Origin of the sequence: Idiomarina sp. OT37-5b (assembly GCF_002968395.1) — a bacterium.
In the GTDB taxonomy this organism is placed as follows: Bacteria; Pseudomonadota; Gammaproteobacteria; order Enterobacterales; family Alteromonadaceae; genus Idiomarina; species Idiomarina aquatica.
In genome coordinates this window covers 1068043-1094842 of the sequence record NZ_CP027188.1, presented here as the reverse complement: position 1 = coordinate 1094842, position 26800 = coordinate 1068043, and the positions used below count along the sequence as shown (strand labels likewise).

The window sequence follows — 26800 nt, the reverse complement described above, 5'->3', positions numbered from 1 at the left end:
TTATCGGCTTGGCGGTGCCAGTATTGCGGTCACCAGTTCCAGATCTTCGGGGTGGGTGACTTTGATGTTTTTTAACGAACCCATTACCAGGCGCGGATGATAACCCAAATAGGCCATCGCTGATGCTTCATCGGTCAGTTGCGGGTGTTCAACCCCCATTTCACTGATGGCGTCGGCCAGCAGTGCCGCGGTAAATACCTGCGGCGTCTGCGCCTGCCATAGGTGTTCACGGCTGACACTGGTGCTGATCATGTCACTGTCCGGTTCGCTGCGTTTTAATGAATCTCGTACCGGCATGGCAACGATAGCGCCGTTATCGCCGCTGAGCGCCGCATCGATGACGGCGCTCAGTACCGCTGCAGGAAGCCCCGGCCGAGCCGCGTCGTGGACCACGACATGGGTGTAACCCTGAGTGATGGCGTGCAATACGCCAGAAAGCACCGACTCAGCGCGCGTTGCGCCTCCGGCGACAAACGAAATGTTAGGTAAGCTCTTGGCGACCGCCTGTTCATTTTGCTCGTCGCTGGCAATGAAAACGTGTTCGACACGGGGGTCACGCAGCACCGCATCGACGCTGTGCTGTAATAGAGTTTTGCCGTGTACGACAAGAAATTGTTTCGGGGTTGCAGACTGCATCCGGCGTCCGCGCCCGGCGGCCGGGATAACTGCAGCAATGCTTGCCACCTTATTGGTCATGGCTGGGTCGCTCCTGCCCTATCCTTACTGGCTAACGACTTAGGTACGCGGCTGGGAATGATCCGGAAAAACACTTCGTCCTTTTTGATCATACCCAGTTCGTTGCGCGCGCGTTCCTCGAGCGCATCCTCGCCTTCGCGAAGATCCTCGATATCAGCGTACAGCACTTGATTGCGGCGCTTTAGGCTGTCATTGGTTGCTTGCTGGTTTTTAACCTCTTGTTGCAAACGCCAGTAGTCAGGAAGACTGTTTTTTCCAAACCATAAACGGTATTGTAGCGCCAGCAAAACGGTTAAAAGCAGCAATATCACCACACGCATGCGTTGCTCCGTTATTATTATCCTTCGTATTATGAATACTTATCGACGGTGTGAAAAGGCTATGGAATACATTTTTGCCGGATTGGTTCTTTTTTTTGCAACAACCTTACAAGGAATCAGTGGTTTCGGCTCGGGATTAGTCGCTGTGCCAATACTGGCATTATGGTTTCCACTGACGCTGTTGACCCCCAGCTTGTCCGTTATCAACATTTTCGTCGCCGCCGTCATTTACTGGAAAAACCGCCACGCAGCGCGTCCCGGACAGTGGCGCTGGTTAATTGGCGCCGGCGTGATGGCCTCGCTGGTGGCCGGCAGCTTACTGGTGAGCATTAACGAGCAATGGCTGAAACTGGCGCTCGGTGTCATCATCATTGCGGTCGCGCTGATCCTGGCCAGCGGCCGCCAGTTACCCACCGCCGAACACACCGCCGGTTACCTCACCATCGGCACCAGCTCTGGTATTTTAAACGGCCTGATGACCCTTGGCGGCCCGCCGATTGTGCTGTTTCTTGCTAACGCGCGGTTGCCAAAAACGCAGTTTCGCGCCACCCTCAGTTTATTCTTTCTCGCCATTGCGCTGGCGAACGTGATTAATTTTAGCCGTCAGGGACTCTACAGCGATACGCATTTTTACCTTATCGTGGCGCTGTTGCCTTGCGCTATCCTTGGCGCGGCGCTGGGGCAACGCTTGCAACATTACGTTTCCGAATTCCGTTTTCGCCAGTTAACCATTGGCTTAATGTTGCTGTCAGGTATCATAGTCAGCCTTCAAAGTCTGTAGGAGCCCTTTATGATACCCGCTGACTTACTTGTGGTTGCGCTGTGCCTGGTAATGATCCTGGTGTCTTATCTGCATGTGTACCCGAAAGTTGCCGGCAGCAATTTCAACAAATTAGCCGCTTATGATCTGATCGCTGCAGGTATTGCGTTATTTATCGTCGGCTACAAATACTGGGACACGGGTTTTCCCTTTTATTTACTCGGACTGTCACTGAACTGGTTCTGGTATACCCTAATTGTCTACATTGTACTGGAGACGCCGGTGGCACTTTGGTACATCAAAAAACATAATATTCGATTTAAATGAGGAAGCACCATGGCGGCATTCGGTACCGTTTTTATGCCCAAGATGAGTCTGGCAGAGTATAAAGACCAGCGTTGGGATTATCAGCAGCTGGTCAACTCAGATTCACTTAATTTACACCCCGGCGCCCACGTTCTGCACTACGCCAGTACTTGTTTTGAAGGCTTAAAGGCGTTTCGTCACGATGACGGCAGCGTACACATTTTTCGCATGGACAAGAACATTGCGCGGATGGCACAAAGCAGTCGTCTGCTGGCACTACCGCCAATTGATGTCACCTTACTGCGACAGATGATCATTGATGTGGTCACGGCCTTTAACGATCAGGTGCCGGCACCGCCGGGATCGATGTACATACGCCCCACCCACATCGGCACCGAACCGGCTATTGGTAAAGCCGCTCACCCGACCAACCAATCCTTACTTTACGTGCTGTTGTCGCCGGTTGGCGATTACTTCTCCGGCGGTATTAAGCCACTGAAGCTGTTGGTGGAAGACCAGGGTTCCCGTTGTGCGGCGCACATGGGCATGATTAAAAGTGGTGGCAACTACGCCAGCGCCTTAGGCCCGATTTTGCAGGCTCGTGAGGCAGTTGCTGCGGATCAGGTACTGTTCTGCCCCAACGGTGACGTGCAGGAAACCGGTGCCGCTAACTTTATTCTCATTGACGGTGACGAGATCATTACCAAAGACCTCGACAGTAGCTTTTTACACGGCGTTACCCGTGATTCGATCTTAACCCTTGCCCGCGACCGCGGCATGACCGTCAGCGAACGTCCGCTGAGTGTGGAGGAACTGATCGAACGGGCGCAGAAGCCACAAACCGAGGCGGCCTTGTCAGGCACGGCGGCGGTACTGACCCCGGTCGGTTCACTGGTTTATCAAGGACGCACCATTAACGTCGGTAATGGCCAGGGCGGCCCGATAACAGAACAGTTACGCAACGCGTTGAATGCTATCCAGTGGGGACAAGCTGAGGATACCCACGGTTGGCTTACTCGGATTGACTGAGCACGATGGCAGCGCGCTCAGTTCAACACGATACGATAACGTTTGATGGCCTGTGTCTCCCCCGGCGGCACAACGTCGCCGTCGTCGCTAAAACCGAGTTTGTAAAGTAACCCGGCTGAGGCACGGTTGTCCGGATTACAAATGGCCAGCACTTCACGGTGTCGATGTTGTCTGGCCCATTCCAACACCGCACGATTTGCTTCATAGGCATAGCCCTGGCCGGTATATTCCGGCAGCAACGCATAACCAATATCAGCCAGCGGCAAATAGTCGCGCTTGAGTAAGCCCGCCATGCCGATCGGCTGATGGCTTTCCCGCAGACTGACTTTCCACAACCCAAAACCGTGCTGACGATAACTGGCCAGCGGCCCATCACGCAAATAGCTACAGGCACCGGCGCGGTCTCTAACCCCTTTATCCGCAATGTTCTCGATAAAGCTGGGCTGATTCAGCAAATTCACCAAGAAGTCTGCATCGGCATTGGACAACGGTTCAATCAACAGGCGTTCAGTGGTTATCATATTCCATTCCCTCACCGCGGTGTTTTACCACCGACGTTTTATGCTTGTCATCATACATGGCTTTATCGGCAAGGTTTAATAATTCATCAACACTCGCACCGTCGTTGGGATAGTGTGCGATGCCGATACTGGCAACAATATAAAATTGCTGCTCGTGGTGGTGAAACGGATTGGCCAGCAACTGTTGCTGAACTTTACGCTCAAGCACATCAGCGGTTTCAGCGGCAGCGGGCATCACTATAACAAATTCATCACCGCCGACGCGGGCTACGGTGTCCCCTTCGCGACACACCTGTTTTAAGGTTTTCGCCACGTGCAACAAAAACGCGTCACCGACCTGATGACCGTAGGTGTCATTAATGGATTTAAACTTATTTAAATCGATAAATAAGAGGGCGAACTGCGCATTCCGCGCTTTGATCAACTGCTGCATACGGTCAACCAGCAACCGTCGATTCGGCAGTCCTGTTAACACATCGGTCAGTGCGGTACTGCGCACCTGACGATAACTGCGAATCAATAACCACAACAGCCCCGCCACAAGCAACAGCAACGGATAGCCCACCAGGCGCGCCAGTTGTTGCTGCCAGAGGCTGATGGTGGCCGTTTCGGCGCGTTTCGCGTACAACGACCACTGGGTACCGTGAAACTGCACCTCGATACTCGCCTCATGGCCGGTGACCGTGCCTTCGTTACCATAGAAGCGCGAATCAAGCACCGGTGGTGTATCCGAGTGCGTTAACGCAAACGCAAGCTGTTGCCCGCCCACTTCGCTGATCGTATTGTGTAATAGCCGGCTGAGGTTAAGCATCAGCCGCAGTTCACCCCAATAGTGGCCACGATAAAGATAAAAGCTGGAGTAAATCGGCGCACGGACACTGAGGCCCAGAAAACCGTCAGGCTGATAGCTGGGTGTACCAATGCGGGCTCGGTTTAAACCAATCGCGATGTCAGCCCGACGCGCCCAGTTATCACTTTGTTCAAAGGGGGTATCGGCGGTCATGGTCAGCAACGGATAGATAAACGCATCACCATCCCGGCTGTTCACTCTGATCTGTTCGATTTCACTAAAGCGCCGCAGCGTTTCAGCACTCACCAGCCGTGCTTCGCGCACGTCCGGATTGGGGTTGACGGAAAAGTAAGTACCGAGCGATAAACCGGCCTGAATCGTGCGACTTAACGACTGCTCGAGTTTGGATCGCACCGCCGTCAGGCGATTGACGGTTTGTTGATACTGTTGTTGCTGCTGACGCTCGAGCGCTAACGCCTGGATGAATTCAACCAGCACCACGCCACCCAACACCAACAGGACGATCAGGACTTGGGCGCGCTTAAGCATTCCGCGTTTAAAAGAAGATTTTTCGGGCATTTCAGTTTGTTACGGTTTCGAGTTTACAACGGCGCACAGTCTAACGGGTGTGACCCGATTTGGCGAATTAATCGTCGAGCCATCGCCGCAACAGGTTTTGGTAGCTTTTGCTGAGGCGAAAGAACTGTTCACTGTGACCATTGGCCTTGTGCTCAGCTTTTACCGCGGCTTGCAGATCAAACAAAATTTCGCGCTGCTGCGGGTCTCGCACCAGACTTTGCACCCAACCCACCATGGCCAGCCGTTCGCCGGCCGTAACCGGTTCAACCTGATGTAAAAAATGACTGGGGTAGATCAACACGTCGCCGGCGTCCAGTCGCCAACTGCGCTGTCCGGAACTGTCGTCGATGGTGAGCGCGCCACCCTCATAGTCCGTCAATGATGTCAGCCCCAGCGTAAACGAAATGTCAGTACGAATGCCAGCCATCAAGGCGTCATCCATGTGCATACCGTAAAACTCGCCTTGCTGATAGCGGTTGATCATTACCCGCGCAAATTGCTTGGGTCGCAGTGCCGCTTCCACACCGGCGGCGCTGCGGAACCGTTTCAGCAACAATTCCAGTACCGCATCCGCGGCCTTGCCGGAACCCAATTGTTGATTTTGCTTCAGTGGTTTTGCCGCCCAACCGGCGGTTAATTTACCGTCCGTAAAGGTCAGCGTTGCCAGCTTGTCGCGAACGGCCTGTAAGGTGTCGGAATCAATCACCTGTTGAAGATGCAGAATCATGGCGCCTCAATTAATTTTTGCGAATAGTTCTCATTTTTGACATTATAATGGCACTGTTTGGTTAAGACTACCTTGATTAAGAACAATGAAGGATTCGCACTATGTTTGAAAAACGCAAAGTATGGGTTGGTGTTGGTTCAGCCCTCGCCAGCAGCCTGGTTGTCGCCTCAGCGTCGGCCGATCAACCGGCGTCGGTTTACCCCGCTACCGCGATGGTTGCGCCGGGCCCGATGATGGAAGGTGAAGGCGGCGAAGGTGAAGGCGAAGGTGCCGTTAGCGTTAACCTGGCGGAGAACGACGCACAATTTCTGGCTCAGTTGGGCCTTATCCGTGGGCACCTATGGGTCGGTATGACCTTGTACGAGCAAGGCCATATCGAGATGGCGAAAACACACATGAAACATCCCGGCGACGAACTTTACGCGGGGCTGGTCAGTGCGTTTGAAGCACGCGGTTTGCCGGGGTTTGCTGACGAATTGCAAGCCTTAGCCGATGCGGTAAATAACGATAACAGCCGTGCCGTGGTTGAGAATGCCTATAGCGCCTTGAAACAGGCGATCAGCGTTAACGAACCGGTGGCTGAGATGACTGCCGGCGATGTGTTGAAAAGCATCTCCAGTATGCTCATTACCGCCGCGGACGAATACGCCATTGGTATCAATGAGGGCAAGGTCGTGAATGTTCACGAATACCAGGACGCGTATGGTTTCCAACAAATTGCGCTGGCACGGCTGGAGGCAATTTCAGCGGCCGAACAACAACGTGGCGAAGCCGCAATCGCTGAAACCCGCCGCATCATTGAAGGGCTGACCGCCTTGTGGCCAACCACCACCCCCGAAGGTACGGTTGAAGGCGATGCCAGCCGCATTTATGGCGCCGCATCACGCATCGAACTGGAAGCGAACAGCATTTAATGAACGGGTAAAGGATTACCTTGCTATCGAAAGTGCGGCCTGAAACTTTTTCCAGTCGAGGGTCGCCACCAACAATAACTCGCGCAGCGTCAACGTGCGCGGGTTGATGCGGCCTCGGTGATTCCATTGATGGCCACAGCAGGCAGCGGTCATAATGCGCTTATTGGGCTTGAGCAACTGCTCGGTGCCCGTTTCACCTTCACCACTAAAGGTAAACCAACCGCGGTAATTAAGGTGCAGTCGATTGTAGGTATGATCAACACGGTCGATGCTGTCGAGGAATATCGTTTTCAGCTCTGGCGTCTGGTAGCGCACTGGTACCACCAACCCCAATGAGGCGTGTTTTTCGAACCACTGGTGCTGTGCTTTTGCGGTACCGCTGGATTGTGGGCATTGGCTCGCCTGTGGCCCCTGCCAACTGGCGTTTTGTACATCCAGACTTAACGGTGATTCCGAGGCCGCACGCAGACATCCATGCGCCGCTCGTTGAATGTAGAAAGGCAGGCTGGCCAGTCGCCGCTGCAACGCGGCAACCGAAATATCTTCTGCGTGAGCCAGCTGATTCAGCTCACGTTCATACAAAGCAGAGCACAGCTCGGCGAAATCGCCGTGCTGTGCAATAGGCTGAAAAATATCAGCCTGTTGGTTACCCAGCGTTGACTTCCTGTCGTCCGCGGTAAGGCGCTTTGCCATTCAACTCGCCCTCGATACGTAGCAATTGATTGTACTTGGCCACGCGATCGGAGCGGCACAACGAGCCGGTTTTAATTTGTCCGGCCGCAGTACCCACCGCTAAATCAGCAATGGTCGCATCTTCGGTTTCACCTGAGCGGTGCGAGATAACCGCTGTGTAACCGGCGTCACGTGCCATTTTGATCGCGGCCAAGGTTTCCGACAGACTACCAATCTGATTAAACTTAATCAAAATGGAATTTGCAATCGACTTATCGATGCCCTCTTTGAGGATACGCGTGTTGGTAACGAACAGGTCATCACCGACCAACTGAACCTTATCGCCCAGCTTCTCGGTTAGTACTTTCCAGCCGTCCCAGTCGCTTTCATCAAGGCCGTCTTCGATCGAAATGATCGGGTAACGATCACACAACTCAGCCAGGTAGTCGGCAAAACCGGCCGCGTCAAAGGACTTGCCCTCGCCCGCTAACACATACTGACCGTCTTTGTAGAATTCCGATGCGGCACAGTCAAGCGCCAGGGTAATGTCTTTACCCATTTGGTAACCGGCTTTCTCAACCGCTTCGACGATAACCTGTAGCGCTTCTTCGTTCGATGCCAGGTTCGGTGCAAAGCCACCTTCATCACCAACAGCGGTGCTTAAGCCGCGTTGCTGCAACACTTTTTTCAGGGCATGGAAGACTTCAGCACCAATGCGCAGTCCTTCTTTGAAGCTTTCAGCACCGACCGGTTGAATCATAAACTCCTGAATATCAACGTTGTTGTCGGCGTGTTCACCGCCGTTGAGGATATTCATCATCGGCAACGGCATGCTGTATTGACCGGCCGTGTTATTCAGGTTAGCGATGTGCTCATACAGGGCAATCCCCTGGCTTGCTGCAGCCGCTTTCGCCACCGCCAGTGATACCGCCAGAATCGCGTTAGCACCCAGTTTTTCTTTGTTTTCGGTGCCGTCCAGGCGCAACATTATGTCGTCAATCGCCTGTTGGTTATCGGCATCTTTGCCGTTCAGTGCTTCAGCAATGGCACCATTGATGTTATTGACGGCTTTCTCAACGCCCTTACCCAGGTAACGTGATTGGTCGCCGTCACGCAGCTCTAACGCTTCGCGTGAGCCGGTTGAGGCACCACTGGGTGCCGCTGCCCGACCCATATGGCCGGATTCCAGATAAACGTCTGCTTCAACGGTTGGGTTACCCCGGGAGTCCATGATTTCACGGGCAACAATACGCGTAATCTTGCTCATTATTCTGTCCTGTCCTTAAAGTCGATTAACCTAAACGTTCTTTATTGTACTGACCCGCAGCCTCGATAAAGCCCTTGAACAAAGGGTGACCGTCACGCGGCGTTGAGGTAAATTCCGGATGGAACTGCACCGCAACGAACCAGCGATGGTTCGGGTTTTCGATGATCTCGACCAGCTTTTTGTCGTGCGAGTAACCGGTGATTTTCAGTCCGGCTTGCTCCAGCGGCTCAATAAAATGATTGTTCACTTCGTAACGGTGACGGTGACGCTCTTCAATGGTTTCTGAGCCATACATGGCCAGCGCTTTAGAGCCTGGTTCAAGGTGACATTCCTGCGCGCCCAGACGCATGGTGCCGCCAAGGTCAGAATGCTCGTCACGAAGTTCTTTCTGACCGGACGCATCCATCCATTCGGTGATTAAACCGACCACCGGACTCTTACAGTTAGCGTCAAACTCGGTGCTGTTGGCGTCTTCCAGCTTCGCGACATTGCGCGCGTACTCGATCATCGCGATTTGCATACCCAGGCAAATGCCCAGATAAGGAATGTTGTTTTCGCGCGCGTATTGCGCCGCGATCAACTTACCTTCGATACCCCGATCGCCAAAACCGCCGGGCACTAAAATGGCATCGACATCAGCCAGTTTACCGGTACCTTTGGTTTCCAGATCCTGTGCATCGATATAGCGAATATTCACCGTCAGACGGTTCTTTAAGCCGGCGTGTGCCAGCGCTTCGTTGACCGATTTATAGGCATCGGGTAATTCCACGTATTTACCGACAAAACCAACGGTCACTTCACCGTTAGGATTGGATTCCTGGTACAACACTTGTTCCCATTCACTCAGATCCGCTTCCGGGCAGTCCAGACGGAAGCGATGGGTGACGATTTCGTCCAGCCCCTGAGATTTCAGCATCGATGGAATTTTGTAAATGCTGTCGACATCGCGCAGACCAATAACGGCTTTTTCTTCGACGTTGGTAAACAACGCAATTTTCGACCGCTCCGATGCCGGCAGCGAACGATCCGAGCGACAAATCAGAATATCCGGCTGAATACCAATTGAACGCAGTTCCTTCACCGAGTGTTGGGTCGGTTTGGTTTTCACTTCGCCGGCCGCACCAAGGAATGGCACCAGCGTCAAATGCATGAACAGGGTATGGTCGCGACCGACCTCTGTGCCCAACTGACGAATCGCTTCTAGGAACGGTTGCGATTCGATATCGCCCACCGTACCGCCAATTTCAATGATGGCAACATCAAAACCTTTAGCACCCTCAACAATGCGACGCTTGATTTCGTTGGTAATGTGCGGAATCACCTGAATGGTAGCACCGAGAAACTCGCCTTTACGCTCGCGACGAATGATGTCTTCGTAGACACGGCCGGCGGTGAAGTTATTGTGTTGGGTCATGCGAGTGCGGATAAAGCGCTCATAGTGACCCAGGTCAAGGTCGGTTTCTGCACCATCGGAGGTAACAAACACCTCACCGTGCTGAATTGGGCTCATGGTGCCGGGATCTACGTTGATGTAGGGATCCAGCTTCATGATGGTTACGTTAAGGCCCCGTGCTTCAAGAATGGCTGCCAGTGAGGCTGCAGCAATGCCTTTACCCAGCGAGGATACCACTCCGCCGGTTACGAAAATATAGTTTGTCGCCATGTGTTACCCAGTTGGTCAGGTCAATGTAGGGATTTCTTTAAGACGGGAAAATAGTATACCGAAAGAGCACTTAAACGACAATCGAAAACCGACAATTGCCGTTACCCAATCGGTATTTCGGTACTCGGTGCACGCACCCGGTTACGTTTGGGTCGTGCCAGCAGATAACCCAGCGTTAATGGCCCGATGCGTCCAAAAAACATCAGAAACATCAACAGCAACTGACCAAACACATTAAGATCTGCCGTTATGCCACGGGACAGCCCGACCGTGCCAAAGGCCGAAACAACCTCAAAAATCCCGTCAATAAAGCTGACCTTTTGCGTTGCCGCTAACAAGAAGAAGCTTATCCAAATCAAGGACACCGACATCACCGTTAACGCAAACGCTTTGCGCACGGTATGCTCCGGAATACTGCGATTGACCAACCGAATTTCTTTACGCTGACGGATAAAAGCATAGGTGGATAAAATCAACACCACAAAGGTCATCAGCTTAATCCCCGATGACGTACTGAGCGAGCCGCCGCCGATAAACATCAACAAAATCGTCAAAATGGTGGTGGCATCGTTATAACCGCTCACATCCAGCGTATTGAAACCGGCGGTGCGTGGTGTTGTTGCCTGAAACCAGGCGGCCCACAAGCGATCCTGTTCGGCCAGGCCACCCAGGGTGGCCGGGTTATTCCACTCCAGCGCCAGAATCAACAGCATCACCACCACATTAATCACCACGGTACTCATGATCATCATGCGACTGTATAAATTGAGTTTTTGCCAGCGACGCTGTCGGTACAAATCGATCCACACAACGAACCCAAGGCCCCCAACAATAAACAACGTGGTGATGATCAGGTTAATGGCCGGATCGCCGACAAATGGCATCAGACTGTCGGCAGACAGCGCAAAGCCGGCATTATTAAACGCGGAAATGGAATAAAAGAAGCTGTGGAATAGCGCGTCACCTAACGGCATTTCGCCATACCAGCGAAACAGCAGCAGTAACATACCCAGGCTTTCGACGATAAAGGCAAAAATCACCACCGACTTGGCGGTCGAGGTGACGGTTGAGAGTTTGGTCTGATTAAACGCGGTGGCGGCCACCTGCTGCTGGAACACGCCGATTTTGCCGCCAATCGCAATTAAGGTGACTACCGCAAAGGTCATCAGTCCAAGCCCACCAAACTGGATCAGCACCGCAATCACAAACTGACCAAACAACGTAAAATCCGCACCGGTATCGACCACCGTCAGTCCGGTCACCGTCACCGCCGATGTCGCGGTAAACAACGCATCACTTACGCCAATGCTTTGATGGGTGGCAAACGGTAACAGCAGCAAGCCGGCACCCAGCACGATCAGTACCAGAAAACTCAGTGCCAGGATCAGTGGCGGGCTCAGTTCCAGATTTCGTGAGCGGGCCACCAGCGGGCGTTTAAATTTCATGAAGCAGCTTATCCTTGCGCGGCAATGGGTTGTCCTATAAAGCGATAACCAACCCCCGGTTCAGTTTCAATAAACCGGGGGTCGCTGATGCTGTCTTTGAGTTTTTTCCGTAACTGGCTGATAAAAATGCGCAAATAATGGGTATCATCCTGATGTGACGCTCCCCAAATTTCACGCAGCAATTGCTCCTGAGTCACCAGCTTATTGGCGTGACTGGCAAGGTAATTCAGCAACATAAACTCCTTACGCGATAACGAAATGCTCTCGCCGTCGAGGCTCACGCGGTGATTCTGACGATCAATCGACAGCCCCTGAAACGCTAAGATGGCATCCTCTGTCGTGCTTTGAAAGTACCAGCTATCACGCAACAAAACAAACAACCGCGCCATCAATTCATTAACACCAAAGGGTTTGGTTAAGTAATCGTTGGCACCGGCCTTTAGCAAGCGCACTTTTTCGGCTTCCTGATCCCGCGCGGTTAACACCAGCACCGGCACCTTACTCCAGCTTCGGATTTGCTCCAGTACCTGATAGCCGTCGGCGTCGGGCAATCCCAAATCCAGTACAATGACACTGGGATTATAACGAGCCGTTTGCTCCAGCGCCTCTTTTGCCGTCGTTGCTTCAAGGTACTCATAGCCCTCCGCCGTAATCGACACTTTCATAAAGCGCCGAATTTGCGGTTCATCATCAACCACGAGAATACGATGGTGTGTGTTCGCCATAATCAGTTATTGACCTCTTCAACCAGTGGCAACCTCACCCGGATATGACAGCCTGAGTCAGTGTCCAGTAACCTAATACTGCCGCCATGCAACTCGACAATGCCTTTGCTGACCGGCAAACCTAAGCCTGTTCCTCCGGCCCCGGAATCCCCTTGTCGTGAGGAGTAAAACACATCAAAAATTTGCCGGCGGTGGGCCGGACTGACACCGGGACCATCATCCAGCACGTCAATCTGCACGGCATCGCCGACCATTGCCGTGGAAATCTCTACCATGCCCTGCGGGCGGGAGAATTTGAGCGCATTATCGATAATATTGTAAAACGCCTGTTCAAGCAGTGACGATTGCATCGCCACCATCAGTTCCTCATCGCTCAGTGTCAGACGAATACGTTGCTGCTGCGCGAAACGTTGCACAACTTTCGCCAGCAATGCGCGTACGTCGTAATCAAAAAAATTCACATCGGCGGCACCGTATTGTATCCGCGTTGCCTGCAACAGATTTTCAATATAACGATGCAGCCGATCGCTTTCATCGAGGGCGGCCTGCAACAATTCATTACGGTCATCGGCGCTTAACTTGCCGCCATAGGACTGTAAGGTACTAAGATTACCCATGATGCTGGCCAACGGCGTGCGCAAATCATGCGATACGCTCAGCAGAATGTTTGAGCGCAATTGCGATTGTCGCAGGCTTTCTCGCTGCGCCCGGAACGATGTGGTGAGGTGACTGATGATGACGGCAACCGCCAAAAACACCAGGGCCGTGACGATTTCATCGGCGTCGGTCATGTGCAACGAGTAACGAGGCTCGGTGAACAGAAAGTTAAACACCACTATCGACACAATGGTGGCGATCAGCGCGCCGATGAAGTTGGTCAAAAACGCCACCACCACCACCGCCAGAAGCAACAGCAAGGCGACGCCGGCCAGCGGTAGCAGCCACTGTTCGAGGACATAGACAACGGCAACCGTTAACAGAACGGCAGCCACTGCCTGCACGATTCGGTACCATTCGGCCCGCTTTATCACGTTAATCTCTCCAAAACTTAGGTAACAGCAAGGTTAGCACGGTAAAGTACTCCAGGCGTCCAAGAATCATCGCAAAGGACAAGATCCAGGTACCGGTATCGGATACCGGAATAAAATTACTGGACACTTCGCCAAAGCCCGGGCCCAGCACATTAATGCAGGCCACCACCGCGGTAAATGCACTGTAAAAGTCCAGCCCGGTCATGGCCAGTAATACCGTCAGTACCAGTGAGCTGATTGCAACCAGCAACATAAATCCCATAACCGCCAGTACCACATCGTTTTTAACCACTTTACCCTGGTAACGCACCGTTAAAATAGCCTGTGGATGGATGGCCTGCATCATCTGCTGACGTAAAATACGTACCGTCAGAATATTGCGAATGAACTTGCTGCCGCCGGCGGTCGAGCCAGCACAACCGCCCATGTAACTGGCCATGATCAACAGTCCCGCCGTAGCCGCCGGCCAGGCCGACAGATCATCGGCACCGTAACCGGTACTGGTCATAAAAGAAATGACGTGAAACAGCGCCTGACTGATGCTCTCGCTAACCGAGTCATGAACGCCATGGTTAAACACAAACAAAAACAAAATGAACGAGATCGCCGCCACACTGATCAGCATCCAGCGGGTTTCTTCGTCCTGCCAGTAGCCTCGAAGCGCCCGGCGGGTGAAATTATTGTAATGTAGCGCAAAACTTATCGCGCCCAGCAGCATAAAAACGTCGGCAATGGCAAGAATCCAATGGTTGTCAAAATGTCCCATGCTGCCATCGTAGGGTGAGAAGCCACCGGTGGATACCGTGGTAAAAGAATGGGCCAAGGCATCAAAGCCGCTCATTCCTGCCAGCCAATAGCACGCCGCACACAGCAGCGTTAATACCACATACACCAACCACAGATAGCGAGTGGTGCTGCTCACGCGCGGTGCCAATTTATCGTTTTTAATCGGCCCGGGTGTCTCTGCCCGCAGCAGCCGCATCCCGCCGACATTCAGCATGGGTAAAATGGCGACCACGAAAATGACAATGCCGAGGCCCCCCATCCACTGCAAAAACTGGCGATACAGCAAAAAGCTTTTGGGCATGTTATCCAGCCCGACAAGGATGGTGGCACCCGTTGTGGTCATCGCGCTGATGGACTCAAACACGGCATCAGTAAACCCGGCATCGGTGATGAACAGGATCGGAAACGCACCCAGTACCCCGACCACAAACCAGGTGAAGGAAGCAAACGCCAGCGCTTCGCGGTAAAACAGCTTGGTCAATTTGGCTTTGTGGTAACGAACATAGATGATCGCCGCCAGTACAAACGACAGTAACCCTGAATAGACAAACTGCGTGACGGTTTTATCTTTAAAAACGATCAGCGCCAACAGCGCAAACACCATTTGAATACTGGCTATCCAAACCACCGGCCAAAACAAAAGTCTTACTGTTGCATTGATGTTCAACACAACCCCCTTAGCTGAGCGTGTCCGGACGAATGACAGGTACCGGGTTATGGTAAATAACAAGCGGGTAAAATTGCTGTTAAAGAATCGTGCCAAGGCATAAAAAATGCGTAAAAATTACAAACGCGCGTCGCTATGTCATAATGACAATCGCATGTTGTGTCACCAAATGGATGAGCTATGTCAGGTTGTTGTGCTACCACACAGGCAAAAATGGATAACGCGCAAAGGCGGTTATTGTGGACCGTACTGGTACTCAATGGGGTCATGTTCTTTGTGGAATTTATCGCCGGATGGCTGGCGGAATCCAGCGGTCTGATTGCGGATTCATTGGATATGCTGGCGGACACCATGGTTTATGCGATAAGCCTGTACGCCGTGGGTAAAGCCATTACGTACAAAGCGAACGCCGCCATCGTCAATGGCTCGCTACAATTAGTGCTGGCGCTGCTGGTGCTCGCCGATGTGGCGCAGCGGCTGCTGTTTGGCAGCACACCGCAGGCCGATACCATGTTGGTCATTGCCGGACTGGCACTGGCGGTTAATATCGCCTGTTTCGTGCTACTTTACAGCCACCGTAACGGTGACATTAATATCCGCGCCAGTTGGATTTGCTCGCGTAACGATATGCTCATGAACAGCGGTGTGATCATCTCTGCGTTGCTGGTCAGTCAACTGGATAAAGCCTGGCCGGATCTGTTGATCGCTACCCTAATAGCGGTGGTGGTATTGCAGTCGGCGCTACGCATCATTCGTGATGCAAAAGCCGTAAAAACCGGCGAGAAGACCGATATTTCCAGCTGCTGCGGGTAGCAGCTGGGATTACTTATTCACCCGTCGCCAACGGTTTCTGACGCCCCGTCCTTGGTTATTATTTCAAGCTCCGCCTCGTCAACCAGTGTTATGTAATTGCCCTCTTCTTTCAGTTTGATAAAAATCGAAAACTGAATGGTGTTAACGGAGCGCGGAACTCCCTCTAAATCGGTGCTGACCGCAAACCGAAATTTGCCGGATTGTTCATTGTTAATTTCTGACTGAACCCGTTTAAAACTTGCCAGAGCGTCATCATCCAGCGCCAACAGATATTCCGATTTCGCGGCGGTATCAAAAAACAATCCCTGCTCAGCCGGAATGGTGTTCTCGGCTAACAAACGCAGCGAAAACTGCTCACTAATAACACCTTTCGACGTTTCCAGGCGCAACTTCATTAGGGTTTGGCTGGGATCAATACGAACAGGCTGTTCGAGATGAATTTTGGCTCTGATAACGGAAGGATTAATATCGATAAAGTCTTGCTCATCAAATGAGCGAAACTCCAGCAGAGTTCCCAGCGGGATACTGGCGCATCCGACTAGAAAAACAGATAACAGCACGAATAAGATTCTACACATGTTTTAACACTTAACCCTGTGTTGTTTTTACCGCTTGCCAATAACCTTCCAACTGCTCAAGGTTGCAGTCCTGTGGGTGTTTTCCTTGCTCACTCAACCGCTGTTCGATCGCTTGAAAACGACGTTTAAACTTTTCATTGGCGCGTTGCAGGGCGGCCTCCGGATTGACTTGCTTATGACGAGCCAAATTCACCACCGCGAACAACAAGTCACCTATTTCTTCTTCGATGTGCTCGGGCTCGGTGGCGTCTTTGACTTCGGCAATCTCTTCCTCGACTTTCGCGTAGACGGGCTCTGCATCCTGCCAGTCAAAGCCAACAGAAGCGGCTCGCTTCTGTAATTTGGCCGCCTTTAAAATGCTCGGCAGTTGACTGGGGATGTCATCAAACACCGAGGCGCGGCTGTTTTTCTCAGTTCGTTCCTGCTGCTTGATGTGTTCCCACTGTGCCTTTATTGCTGCGTCGGACAAATTGCGCTCGTTGTCGTTGCCAAACACATGCGGATGGCGTCGGATCAATTTATCCGCCGTGTGAGCGGCAATATCATCGAAACTAAAATCGCCCTGCTCCTGCGCTAACTGCGCATAAAACACCACCTGAAACAGCAGATCACCCAATTCGTCTTTAATCGCCGCCATATCACCGGACTGTATCGCATCCACCACCTCGTAAGTTTCCTCAATGGTATAGGGCAATAACGACTCAAAACTTTGCTTTAAATCCCATGGGCAACCGCCTTCAGGGTCGCGTAGGCGGCGCATAACTTCCGTCAGCGCCGCGGTACCGGTAAATTCACTCATACGGCTTATACCCGTTGTACTTGTTCAACACCATTTATCTGTCGCAGCCGCTGACTGATGCGCTGCAGACTCTCGTTATCTTTTACCGCCAGTTGTAACACGATGGTGGCCGTTTGCGAGCTGCCGTCGGCATCGCTGTCCATCTGCAACACAGCGGCTTTTTCATTCGCCAGCACACTGGTGATGTCGTGCAGCAGGCCGTTGCGGTCAAGCGCTGAAATGCGCAAACCGGCACGATAATCCTGCTTGGTCTGACGCGACCAGTTAACATCGATACCGCGTTCGGGATGCTGGGTCAGTAAATGCGCCAATTGCTCACAATCGCGACGATGTACTGACACACCGCGCCCCTGCGTGATAAAGCCCATAATGGGTTCGCCGGGCAGTGGTTCACAACATTTGGCAAATTGCATCATCAGGTTGCCGATACCTTCAATCACCACCTCGGAGGTACCGCCTAATTTGCGCTTATTGACCTTGCTGCGTTTTTTCAGCTGCTCCAGCTTGTCATCCTCACTGGGCTGCGGTCTAACCTGATTGACCACTTGCTGCAAGCGAATATCGCCGGCTCCGATGGCCGCCAGTAAGTCGTCCATGGTGGTGACGTTAAAGCGCTCCAGATCGAGGTTTTTACTGACTTTGGCCAGACTCAGTTGATGCTTTTGTAACTCATTTTCCAGCAGTTCTTTTCCGGCCGGAATGTTCTTCTCGCGATCCAGTTTTTTAAAGTACGTGTGCACTTTCGCTCGCGCCCGTGACGAATGCAAATAGCCCAATTGCGGATTGAGCCAGTCACGCCGCGGTTTAGCGGTTTTCTGCGTGAGGATTTCGACACGATCACCATTTTGTAACTGGTACGTGAAGGGTACGATGCGCCCGTCGATTTTTGCGCCCACGCACTTGTGGCCAATTTGGCTGTGCACGTAGTAGGCAAAATCTAACGGCGTTGATCCCATCGGCAAGTCAACAACTTCACCTTTGGGCGTGAATACGTATACCCGATCCTCAAAAACCTGCGAGCGGATCTCGTCAACCAGGGATTCACTGCCGGCCATGTCTTCGTGCCAGGCGAGCAATTTGCGTAGCCACGCAATTTTGTCTTCAAAACCATGACGTTTGCCGGCTGCCGCGCCTTCTTTATACATCCAGTGCGCAGCAACCCCGAGTTCCGCATCGTCGTGCATATCGTGCGAGCGGATCTGGATCTCGACGTTTTTATGCTCAGGACCTATGACCACCGTATGAATGGACTGATAGCCGTTAGGTTTAGGCGTGGCAACGTAATCATCAAATTCAGAGGCAATATGACGCCAGCGCGAATGCACGACGCCGAGCGCTGCGTAGCAGTCTTTCAAATTGTGAGTGAGAATACGCACGGCCCGGATATCAAACAGCTGATCAAACTGCAGGTGTTTTTTCTGCATTTTGCGCCAAATCGAATAAATGTGTTTGGGGCGACCATACACATCGGCTTCAATCCCCTGCTCGGCGAGCGCCTGCTGCAATTCAGCGACGAAGTTTTCGATGTACTGTTCACGGTCGCTGCGCCGTTCGTGCAAACGTTTGGCAATGGTTTTGTAGGTGTTGGGGTGCAGGTAGCGGAACGAAATGTCCTCCAACTCCCATTTTAACTGGCCAATACCCAGTCGGTTGGCCAGAGGGGCATAAATTTCAGCACACTCTTTAGCCGCCAGAACCCGGGTTTCTTCGTCCGCATTTTTTACTTCGCGCAGGTAACAAATGCGTTCAGCAAGCTTGATCAATACCGCCCGCACGTCTTCCACCATCGACAGTAGCATACGCCGGACATTATCAATTTGGCCGCCGTCGGGCTGGCCGTGCTGAAAGTGCTGTAAGTCGCTGATGCTTTGCATTTGTTGAACGTTACGCAGCAACACAATCAGGGTTTTTGATTGTTTGCTGCTGAGCTTGTCCAAATCGAGCTTGCCGGCGTCCAACAGTGGCATGTACAGGGCGGCCAATAACGATTCGGCATCGAGTTTTAGCGGCGCCAGAATTTCGACCATCTCCTGCCCTTTCAGTAACGCCGCTGCATCCTCTGGAAACTGTTGCTGCAGTTCCGCCAGGGTGCGCTCCAGCGGAGCCGGATCACTGACCGCGTTCAACCAGTGCTGTGCACTGTCTTTGTATTTGGGATCATCCACGTGGGTACTGCGTACATGGACCATAACTTACGCCACTCGCTCAAGACAAACCATGGTTTCAATGTGATGGGTTTGCGGGAACATGTCAACTGTGCCGATCCGCGTCAGCCGGTAGCCAGCCTGCTCAATTGCCGCAACATCCCGCGCCAGCGTATCGGCCGCGCAGGACACATAGAGAATTTTTTGCGGACGTTGCTGCGGAGCCAGCTTTTGCAGTAGCCTGACCACCCCCTCGGCGCCCGGTCGAGCCGGGTCCAGACACCATAAGTCGGCGGCTTCCCCCAGTTCAGCAACGGTGATCTGATTCAGATCGGCGGTTAATGCGGTCACGTTGTCGAGCCCATTGAGCTGGGCGTTTTCATGGGTTTGTTGTGCCATTCGTGCAACCCCCTCAACGGTGACAACCGCTTTGCAGCGCCGCGCCAATGGCAAACTGAAGTTGCCGATACCGGCGAAAAAGTCGATCACCCGTTGTGTTTTCGTCGGTTGCAGCCAATTCATCGCCTGCTCGACCATGCGCTGATTAACGCTGCCGTTGACCTGCAAAAAGTCGCCCGGCTGAAAATACAATTTATCGCCATCGATGCTGGTATCGAAAGCGGTTGCTGCCGGATTCAGTGACCAGGTTTCGGTGTCATTTTGCAACCACACATCGACCTTATGCGTCGTCTGCCAGTCACGCAGTTGGGCAATCACGGTGTCCTCAAGGCGGCCGGTCAAACGCAGTAATACCAGCGGTTTATTCACATTAATGACTTCGATATGTCCGAGTTGGGATGCCACCGCGGCAACATTAAGCAGCGGGTAAAGCGTATTGACGACCTGCAACAACACCTGATCAGCCACCAGGCAATCAGCGATGGGCACAATCTGATGACTTTGCGCGGCACGAAAACCTACTATCAGCCGTTGTTCTTTGCCCAGCCAACGGGTTGCCAGCCTCACCCGCCGGCGGTAACGGTTGGGTTCGCTCAGTAACGCAGGCTGCCAGGGTAATGGGTCGGCGCTAACGCCAAATTTATTGAACAACTGCGTAACCACGGTTTGCTTATGGCGCAGTTGGTAAGCTTCATCCGCATGCTGAAAATCACAACCACCGCACTGCTGATAATACTGGCAAGGCGGCGGACGGCGCTCGGGGCTGGCGCTCATAACGCGTTGCAGAAGGCCACCGTGTTTGCCGTCGGTTTTGAACTGAATGACTTCGTCGGGCAGTGCCCCGCTAATAAAACGGGTCTGCTGCTGCCGCGTTTGCCCACGAACCACGGCGCGGGCTTGATGATCCAGCGCGGCAACGGTTGCAGTTAACACTTTGGTGACGGTTTTGGTGTGCTTCTTCGGCTTAAAAAACTGCGCCATGGGCTGTTATCTTTCGTTCGTTTCTAAAATCGTGGTGGCGACAACGTAGTGTTTCTCATCACTGATCGACAAATGGCTCGCCGAAATACCGCGCTCTGCTAACAGTTCTGCAGCGCGGCCGCTAAATTGCCATATCGGCTTGCCCCATTGATCGTGACCCACTTCCATATGCTGAAACGACAATCCTTCGGCGATACCTAAGCCAAAAGCCTTGGCACAAGCCTCTTTGGCGGCAAAGCGCTTGGCTAAAAAATGATCCGGGCTGGCATCGCCCTGCATCTCATCCAATTCAACCGCGGTCAGTATCCGCCGCGCTAATTGCTGACCGCGGCTGAGAGAACGTTGAATTCTCGCCACCTCAACAATGTCAGTGCCGATTCCGTAGATCGCCATTAACGAGCCTTATTCATGATCTGTTTCATATCGCGTACCGCCGTATCTAAACCGACCAGCACCGCCCGCGCAATAATGGCATGGCCAATATTCAGCTCTTCGATTTCGCTGATTTGCGCGATTTCCAGGGTGTTATGATAGTGCAGGCCGTGGCCGGCATTAACTTGTAGCCCCTGCTCCGCGGCATAACGGGCACCTGCGCGAATTTTTTCCAATTCAGCCGCCTGCTGCGCAAGACTCTCGGCTTCGGCGTACTGGCCGGTGTGCAATTCGATCAGCGGCGCACCTGACGCTTTGGCAGCATCAATCTGCTCCCGATTCGCATCAATAAACAGCGACACGGCAATACCCGCCGCTTGCAAACGCGTTACCGCAGCTGTCACGGCAGGCAATTGCCCCGCCACATCCAGTCCGCCTTCGGTGGTCAATTCGGCGCGCTTTTCGGGTACCAGGCAGCAATAGGTTGGTTGGATTTCTTCGGCGATGGCGAGCATTTCGTCGGTGATCGCCATTTCCAGGTTCATCGGCACGTTCAGGGTTTGTTTCAGCATACGCACGTCACGATCGACAATATGACGGCGATCTTCGCGCAGATGAATGGTAATACCGTCCGCACCCGCCTGTTCCGCAATGGCGGCGGCATGCACCGGGTCAGGATAGCGAACCCCGCGCGCGTTGCGCAGGGTTGCGATGTGGTCAATATTAACGCCAAGGCGTAAATTTCTCATCGATAACTCCTATCGTTTAAACAGCTCGCGTGAGCGTAATGGTTTACTCCCCAAATGCGGAGCTAACGCTTCACGCATAATCCATTTACAGAGTTTGCGTTGTGCTGGATCTAAGCTGACTGCGTCATCGTTGAGGCAAGCCAGTGTCTGGACCTGCGCCGACGGTAGCGCAACCGCTCGCGGATGCGGTGCGACATGAACGAAGCCCTGCTCCGGGTCGAAAAAACACTCCGTCTGGGTGGCCAACGCAACACCGCTTTGGGCATCCGTCTGCCAGTCAAACGCGCAGCCGAGTTGTTGCAGCAGTTGCCATTCAAACCAGCGCAGGGTGTCTTCCATCGATTGTTGTTGTGCCAGCTGTGATAATGCCCGTTGGTAAGCATAAAACAACTCGGTCACTTCCGCGTACTGCGGCAGCACCCGTTGCACCAATTCGTTCAGATAAAACCCGCTGTACAGGTAGTGTCCGCTGAGCGGCAAGGGCGTTGCCGTAGCTTCCGCTAAACTCAGTGTTTTTAGATCCTGTCGACCACTGTATTCAACCTGCAGCGGCAGGAACGCCTGCAATACCGCTCGCCAGGGATTGTTATGGCGTTTGGCGCCCTTGGCAATGACCCGCACCCGGCCGTCGTTCAGGGTCAGTAGATCAACCAGTAAACTGGTTTCCTGATAATCACGCCGGTGCAGGACGAATGCCGCTTGCGGCATGATCAGTCCTCGCGATAACCCAGGCTTTTAAGCGCTCGTTCGTCGTCAGACCAACCGGATTTTACTTTCACCCAAAGCTTGAGGTTAACTTTACTGCTGAGCAGCTTTTCCAGATCACGGCGAGCTTCGGTGCCGATGGTTTTTAACTTGCTGCCACCTTCACCAATCACCATGCGTTTTTGTGCCGCCCGCTCCACCAAAATTAATGCGTGAATGTGCGTCGTGCCACGTTCGGATTGGCCGAATTGTTCAATTTCGACGGTAGTTTCATAGGGCAGTTCTTCACCGGTGAAACGCATCAGTTTTTCACGGATGATTTCTGCGGTCATAAACCGAACCGAGCGATCGGTAACATAATCCTGCGGGTAAAAATGGAAGCCCGGTTGTAAATGCGCTTTCACCACGCTGCGTAAAGCATCGATGTTATCGCCGTTCTTCGCCGAAATGGGCAGGATGTCTTTAAATTCGCGCTGCTCGCTTAACCACTGCAGGTGCGGCAATAATGTGCTTTTATCTTTTATCTGGTCGACTTTGTTGACCAACAGCACCACCGGCCGCTCGGTGCGGGCAAGTTTTTCCAGCACCATTTTATCGTCGGCGGTCCATTTGGTGTTTTCCACCACAAATAAAATCAAATCGACGTCGTTTATCGCCGCTGCCGCGGTCTGATTCATCACCCGGTTAATTGCCCGTTTTTCCTCGACGTGCATACCCGGCGTGTCGACATAAACCGCCTGACAATCGCCCTCGGTATCGACGCCAAGAATGCGGTGACGGGTGGTCTGGGGCTTATTTGAGGTAATACTGACCTTTTGCCCCAACAGATAATTTAATAAGGTCGATTTACCGACATTGGGGCGGCCGACGATAGCGACAAAGCCGCTGTGTTTGTTTTCGTCTATCAAGCCATCATCGCCTAAAGACTGTTTGATCATGTCGTCAAGATTCATGATGACTCCTGCAATTGTTCTAACGCTGCGGTCGCAGCGGCCTGCTCTGCTTTACGGCGGCTGGTACCGGTGCCCAGTAACGGATCTTTGATACCTTCGACCTGACAGGTAACGGTAAACTGCTGGTTGTGTGCCTGACCTTTGGTGGCCACCACATCATACTCCGGCAACGGTCGCTGACGAGCCTGTAACCATTCCTGCAAACGGGTTTTGGGATCTTTTTGATTGGCGCCCGGTTTGATGGTCTCCAATTGCTCACTGAACCAGGCCAATACCATCGTTTTGACGGTTGCCATGTCACTATCGAGATACACCGCCCCAATAATGGCTTCCATGGCATCGGCAAGGATCGACTCACGGCGATAACCGCCACTTTTCAATTCGCCCTGGCCCAGCCACAAATAGTCACCCACTTGCTTTTTACGCCCCAGCTTTGCCAGCGAACGACCACAAACGATGGCCGCACGCATACGGCTTAAGTCACCTTCGGCAACGTTTGGAAAGCGCTGATACAATGCCTCAGCGATCACTACACCTAAAATCGAATCGCCCAAAAACTCCAGTCGCTCGTTGTGATGAGCGTGGGCACTGCGATGCGTCAACGCCTGCTTGAGCAGTTCGCGTTGACGGAATTCATAACCAATTACTTGTTCGAGTTGTGCGAGCGGTGGTTTGGGTAAACTCACTCTATACTCCCTAATCGTTCAAATCGAACGCCGGTCGGCACCCAAGATGGCAATACGCTGTCAGGACCTCGATTCATCTCGAAGCTCATCCAGACAAAAAAGGCCCGGCCGACGAGGTACTCTTCCGGCACAAAGCCCCAGTAGCGACTGTCCTGAGAATTATCGCGGTTATCACCCATGGCAAAATAGTGCCCTTCAGGTACCACAAATTCACCGGCGCTTGTACCCGGCTGCTTATAGTATAACGGAACCCGGGGTCTGACTCGCGGGTCCACTAAAATGCGATGACTGACATCCCCCAGGCGTTCCTGGTACATGTCCAGCGAACCGCCACCCGAGAAATAGGTTTCATCCGCCTCGACCGGTTCACGGCTGATGCGCACGGGCGGGCATTCTGCGCCCTCGTCACACTGTGGCTGAATAAACAACTGCTTATCACGATAAACAATACGATCACCGGGCAGACCGACAATCCGTTTGATGTAGTCGACATTAGGTTCTAACGGGTACTTGAACACCGCAATATCGCCACGCTCCGGCTTGCCGGTTTCAATCAGTTCACTGCGAAATACCGGGTCTTTAACGCCATAGGCAAACTTTTCGACCAGAATAAAGTCGCCTTTCAGTAAGGTGGGCATCATTGACCCGGACGGGATTTGAAACGGCTCGTACAAGAACGAACGCAGTACCAATACCCCGGCCAGTACCGGAAATACCGATTGACCAAACTCGGTGATCGAGTTTTGTGGTTCGCCTTGCTGGCGTTTCGGTTTTAATACCAGCGCATCAAACAGCCACAAAAGTCCGGCCACCAGGGTGACCACCGTCAGTAAAATTGAAAAATAATTGGCCATTGCCCAATCCTGTTTTTGGTGATTTATCCAATCCGTTTATGCGTTGCCAATGGCCTTTACTTGCCTACTTTTAGAACCGCTAAGAAGGCTTCCTGAGGGACTTCCACATTGCCCAGGTTCTTCATTCGTTTTTTACCTTCTTTCTGTTTCTGCAACAGTTTTTTCTTACGGCTGACGTCACCGCCGTAACATTTCGCTGTCACGTTTTTACGTAACTGCTTCACCGTCGAGCGCGCAATGACGTGATTGCCAATGGTTGCCTGAATGGCGATATCAAACATTTGCCGTGGGATCAGCTCTTTCATTTTATCGACCAACATACGGCCACGACTTTCGGCGTGTTCGCGGTGGGTGATCATAGCCAACGCGTCGACCCGATCGCCGTTGATGAGAATATCAACCCGCACCATGTCCGCCGGCTGGAATTTCTTGAACTGATAATCCAGCGACGCATAGCCACGGCTGGTTGATTTCAAACGATCGAAAAAGTCCATCACCACTTCAGCCATCGGCAGTTCATAGGTAACCGACACCTGTTTTCCGTGATAGTTCATCGCCGTTTGCACGCCGCGCTTGTCCACACATAAGGTGATGACGTTACCGAGAAACTCCTGTGGCACCAGGATGTTGGCCTCTACCACAGGCTCATAAATGGTTTCGATGTCATTAACCGGCGGCAAATTCACCGGGTTATCAACTTTAACCATTTCGCCTTTTTTGGTTTCTACTTCGTACACCACGGTTGGCGCAGTGGTGATCAAGTCGATGTCGTACTCACGTTCGAGGCGTTCCTGGATGATCTCCATGTGCAACATGCCGAGGAAACCACAACGGAAACCGAAGCCCAGTGCGGCGGAGTTCTCCGGTTCATAGAACAGCGACGCATCATTCAGCGACAATTTACCCAGCGCATCACGAAACGACTCATAGTCGTCCGCACTGATCGGGAACATCCCGGCATAAACCTGTGGCTTCACTTTTTTGAAACCAGGTACCGGTGCCTTTGCCGGGTTTTTGGTATTGGTCAATGTATCGCCAACCGGCGCTCCGAGGATATCCTTGATGCCGGCAATCACGTAGCCGACCTCGCCGGTGTGCAGTACGCCGGTTTCATGCGGTTTGGGGTCGAAATAACCAACTTTATCAATCAGATGGGTTTGACCGGTCGACATTACCGTCATTTTATCGCCGGCGCGCAAGGTACCGTTCTTAACCCGCACCAATGAGACGACGCCCTGGTAGTTATCGAACCAAGAGTCAATGATCAAGGCTTGCAGCGGAGATTCCACTTCACCCTGCGGTGGCGGAATCTGCCGCACGATGCGTTCGAGTACGTCTTCGATACCCAGCCCGGTTTTTGCCGAACACTGCACCGCATCAACGGCTTCGATACCGACGATGTCTTCAATTTCCTGTGCCACGCCCATTGCATCAGCTTGCGGCAAATCGATTTTGTTGAGCACTGGAACCACTTCCAGATCCATATCGATGGCGGTATAACAGTTGGCTAAGGTTTGGGCTTCAACCCCCTGCGCGGCATCAACCACCAGTAACGCCCCTTCACAACCGGCCAACGAACGTGAAACTTCATAGGAGAAGTCAACGTGCCCGGGCGTGTCGATAAAGTTTAACTGATAGGTTTCACCATCCTTTGCGGTGTAATACAGCGTAACGCTCTGTGCCTTAATGGTAATGCCACGTTCACGCTCAAGATCCATCGAGTCGAGCACCTGCTCAGCCATTTCACGGTCGGTTAAACCGCCGCAATGCTGAATAAGACGATCTGACAACGTCGATTTACCGTGATCGATGTGCGCGATGATGGAGAAATTTCGAATATTTTTCTGGTTAAACGCCCTTTCCGGCATT

28 protein-coding genes are annotated in these 26800 nt (G+C 52.6%); 5 read left to right on the top strand and 23 right to left on the bottom strand.

The annotated features are described in order from the left end of the window. Together ispD and ftsB are read right to left on the bottom strand one after the other, a co-directional pair. Entirely contained in the window at positions 1–696 is a 696-nt protein-coding gene (ispD, locus tag C5610_RS05060) for a 2-C-methyl-D-erythritol 4-phosphate cytidylyltransferase (protein WP_105306212.1), read from the bottom strand. Beyond that, entirely contained in the window at positions 693–1016 is a 324-nt protein-coding gene (ftsB, locus tag C5610_RS05055; protein WP_105306211.1) for a cell division protein FtsB, read from the bottom strand. Before ftsB ends, ispD begins: the two co-directional genes overlap by 4 nt. A gap of 61 nt (positions 1017–1077) precedes the next feature. On the opposite strand from ftsB, the gene C5610_RS05050 reads away from it, so the two are divergent. From C5610_RS05050 to C5610_RS05040, 3 genes are read left to right on the top strand one after another with little or no spacing between them, the layout of a single operon-like run. Beyond that, on the top strand, positions 1078–1797 hold the full coding sequence (locus C5610_RS05050; RefSeq protein WP_105307703.1) for a sulfite exporter TauE/SafE family protein: 720 nt from the start codon (positions 1078–1080) through the stop codon (positions 1795–1797). 9 nt (positions 1798–1806) lie between these two features. Beyond that, positions 1807–2103: a hypothetical protein gene (locus tag C5610_RS05045; RefSeq protein WP_105306210.1), complete on the top strand. Its 297-nt coding sequence runs from the start codon at positions 1807–1809 to the stop codon at positions 2101–2103. A gap of 9 nt (positions 2104–2112) precedes the next feature. Continuing rightward, positions 2113–3111, top strand: coding sequence for a branched-chain amino acid aminotransferase (locus C5610_RS05040; RefSeq protein WP_105306209.1), 999 nt, complete (start codon positions 2113–2115; stop codon positions 3109–3111). A 17-nt stretch (positions 3112–3128) separates the two neighbouring features. Here C5610_RS05040 and C5610_RS05035 read toward each other — a convergent pair whose 3' ends face one another. From C5610_RS05035 to C5610_RS05025, 3 genes are all read right to left on the bottom strand, one after another. Beyond that, a complete protein-coding gene (locus C5610_RS05035; protein ID WP_105306208.1) occupies positions 3129–3632 on the bottom strand; it encodes a GNAT family N-acetyltransferase in 504 nt (167 codons plus the stop codon). Next, positions 3619–5001: a GGDEF domain-containing protein gene (locus C5610_RS05030; protein WP_105306207.1), complete on the bottom strand. Its 1383-nt coding sequence runs from the start codon at positions 4999–5001 to the stop codon at positions 3619–3621. The genes C5610_RS05035 and C5610_RS05030 overlap by 14 nt, the downstream gene beginning before the upstream one ends. A 67-nt stretch (positions 5002–5068) precedes the next feature. Continuing rightward, the gene (locus C5610_RS05025; RefSeq protein WP_105306206.1) at positions 5069–5728 is read right to left on the bottom strand and encodes a Fe2+-dependent dioxygenase; all 660 of its coding nucleotides are present in this window, start codon (positions 5726–5728) and stop codon (positions 5069–5071) included. A 101-nt stretch (positions 5729–5829) separates the two neighbouring features. Here C5610_RS05025 and C5610_RS05020 point away from each other — a divergent pair, with 101 nt between their 5' ends. Next, positions 5830–6642, top strand: a complete 813-nt coding sequence (locus tag C5610_RS05020; protein WP_105306205.1) for a hypothetical protein — start codon at positions 5830–5832, stop codon at positions 6640–6642. Between the two features lie 15 nt (positions 6643–6657). Here the strand turns inward: C5610_RS05020 and C5610_RS05015 are convergent, their stop codons facing one another. From C5610_RS05015 to C5610_RS04985, 7 genes are all read right to left on the bottom strand, one after another. Next, a complete protein-coding gene (locus C5610_RS05015) occupies positions 6658–7335 on the bottom strand; it encodes a hypothetical protein (protein WP_105306204.1) in 678 nt (225 codons plus the stop codon). After that, positions 7289–8581, bottom strand: coding sequence for a phosphopyruvate hydratase (eno, locus tag C5610_RS05010; RefSeq protein WP_105306203.1), 1293 nt, complete (start codon positions 8579–8581; stop codon positions 7289–7291). Before eno ends, C5610_RS05015 begins: the two co-directional genes overlap by 47 nt. Before the next feature lie 25 nt (positions 8582–8606). Then, the gene (locus tag C5610_RS05005) at positions 8607–10244 is read right to left on the bottom strand and encodes a CTP synthase (protein ID WP_105306202.1); all 1638 of its coding nucleotides are present in this window, start codon (positions 10242–10244) and stop codon (positions 8607–8609) included. A 101-nt stretch (positions 10245–10345) separates the two neighbouring features. Continuing rightward, on the bottom strand, positions 10346–11689 hold the full coding sequence (locus C5610_RS05000) for a TrkH family potassium uptake protein (protein ID WP_105306201.1): 1344 nt from the start codon (positions 11687–11689) through the stop codon (positions 10346–10348). A gap of 8 nt (positions 11690–11697) precedes the next feature. After that, a complete protein-coding gene (locus tag C5610_RS04995; RefSeq protein WP_105306200.1) occupies positions 11698–12414 on the bottom strand; it encodes a response regulator in 717 nt (238 codons plus the stop codon). 2 nt (positions 12415–12416) lie between these two features. Further along, a complete protein-coding gene (locus tag C5610_RS04990; RefSeq protein WP_105306199.1) occupies positions 12417–13445 on the bottom strand; it encodes a DUF4118 domain-containing protein in 1029 nt (342 codons plus the stop codon). A 1-nt stretch (position 13446) separates the two neighbouring features. Continuing rightward, positions 13447–14901, bottom strand: coding sequence for a TrkH family potassium uptake protein (locus tag C5610_RS04985; protein WP_241970504.1), 1455 nt, complete (start codon positions 14899–14901; stop codon positions 13447–13449). Positions 14902–15078: 177 nt separating this feature from the next. Between C5610_RS04985 and C5610_RS04980 the strand changes: the two genes are divergently transcribed. Continuing rightward, a complete protein-coding gene (locus tag C5610_RS04980) occupies positions 15079–15711 on the top strand; it encodes a cation diffusion facilitator family transporter (RefSeq protein ID WP_105306197.1) in 633 nt (210 codons plus the stop codon). A 17-nt stretch (positions 15712–15728) separates the two neighbouring features. Here the strand turns inward: C5610_RS04980 and C5610_RS04975 are convergent, their stop codons facing one another. Genes C5610_RS04975 through lepA form a run of 11 tightly spaced genes read right to left on the bottom strand, consistent with a single transcriptional unit; the run spans position 15729 to position 26799 of the window. Then, positions 15729–16289 carry a hypothetical protein gene (locus C5610_RS04975; RefSeq protein ID WP_105306196.1) on the bottom strand — a complete coding sequence of 187 codons (561 nt, stop codon included), beginning with the start codon at positions 16287–16289 and terminating at the stop codon, positions 15729–15731. 10 nt (positions 16290–16299) lie between these two features. Then, a complete protein-coding gene (mazG, locus tag C5610_RS04970) occupies positions 16300–17088 on the bottom strand; it encodes a nucleoside triphosphate pyrophosphohydrolase (protein WP_105306195.1) in 789 nt (262 codons plus the stop codon). Positions 17089–17093: 5 nt separating this feature from the next. After that, entirely contained in the window at positions 17094–19277 is a 2184-nt protein-coding gene (relA, locus tag C5610_RS04965) for a GTP diphosphokinase (protein WP_105306194.1), read from the bottom strand. A gap of 3 nt (positions 19278–19280) precedes the next feature. Continuing rightward, the gene (rlmD, locus tag C5610_RS04960) at positions 19281–20612 is read right to left on the bottom strand and encodes a 23S rRNA (uracil(1939)-C(5))-methyltransferase RlmD (protein ID WP_105306193.1); all 1332 of its coding nucleotides are present in this window, start codon (positions 20610–20612) and stop codon (positions 19281–19283) included. A 6-nt stretch (positions 20613–20618) separates the two neighbouring features. Continuing rightward, complete coding sequence (gene acpS / locus C5610_RS04955) at positions 20619–21005, bottom strand: holo-ACP synthase (protein WP_105306192.1); 387 nt, start codon at positions 21003–21005, stop codon at positions 20619–20621. Continuing rightward, positions 21005–21733: a pyridoxine 5'-phosphate synthase gene (gene pdxJ / locus C5610_RS04950; RefSeq protein ID WP_105306191.1), complete on the bottom strand. Its 729-nt coding sequence runs from the start codon at positions 21731–21733 to the stop codon at positions 21005–21007. The genes acpS and pdxJ overlap by 1 nt, the downstream gene beginning before the upstream one ends. A 9-nt stretch (positions 21734–21742) precedes the next feature. Then, entirely contained in the window at positions 21743–22441 is a 699-nt protein-coding gene (gene recO / locus C5610_RS04945; RefSeq protein WP_105306190.1) for a DNA repair protein RecO, read from the bottom strand. Between the two features lie 2 nt (positions 22442–22443). Then, positions 22444–23391 (bottom strand): GTPase Era, encoded by a 948-nt coding sequence (gene era, locus C5610_RS04940; protein WP_105306189.1) that lies wholly within the window; start codon positions 23389–23391, stop codon positions 22444–22446. After that, positions 23388–24077, bottom strand: a complete 690-nt coding sequence (gene rnc / locus C5610_RS04935; protein ID WP_105306188.1) for a ribonuclease III — start codon at positions 24075–24077, stop codon at positions 23388–23390. Before rnc ends, era begins: the two co-directional genes overlap by 4 nt. Beyond that, positions 24074–24931 carry a signal peptidase I gene (gene lepB / locus C5610_RS04930; protein ID WP_105306187.1) on the bottom strand — a complete coding sequence of 286 codons (858 nt, stop codon included), beginning with the start codon at positions 24929–24931 and terminating at the stop codon, positions 24074–24076. The genes rnc and lepB overlap by 4 nt, the downstream gene beginning before the upstream one ends. A 56-nt stretch (positions 24932–24987) precedes the next feature. Further along, positions 24988–26799, bottom strand: coding sequence for a translation elongation factor 4 (gene lepA / locus C5610_RS04925; protein ID WP_105306186.1), 1812 nt, complete (start codon positions 26797–26799; stop codon positions 24988–24990). Between the last annotated feature and the right edge of the window lies 1 nt (position 26800).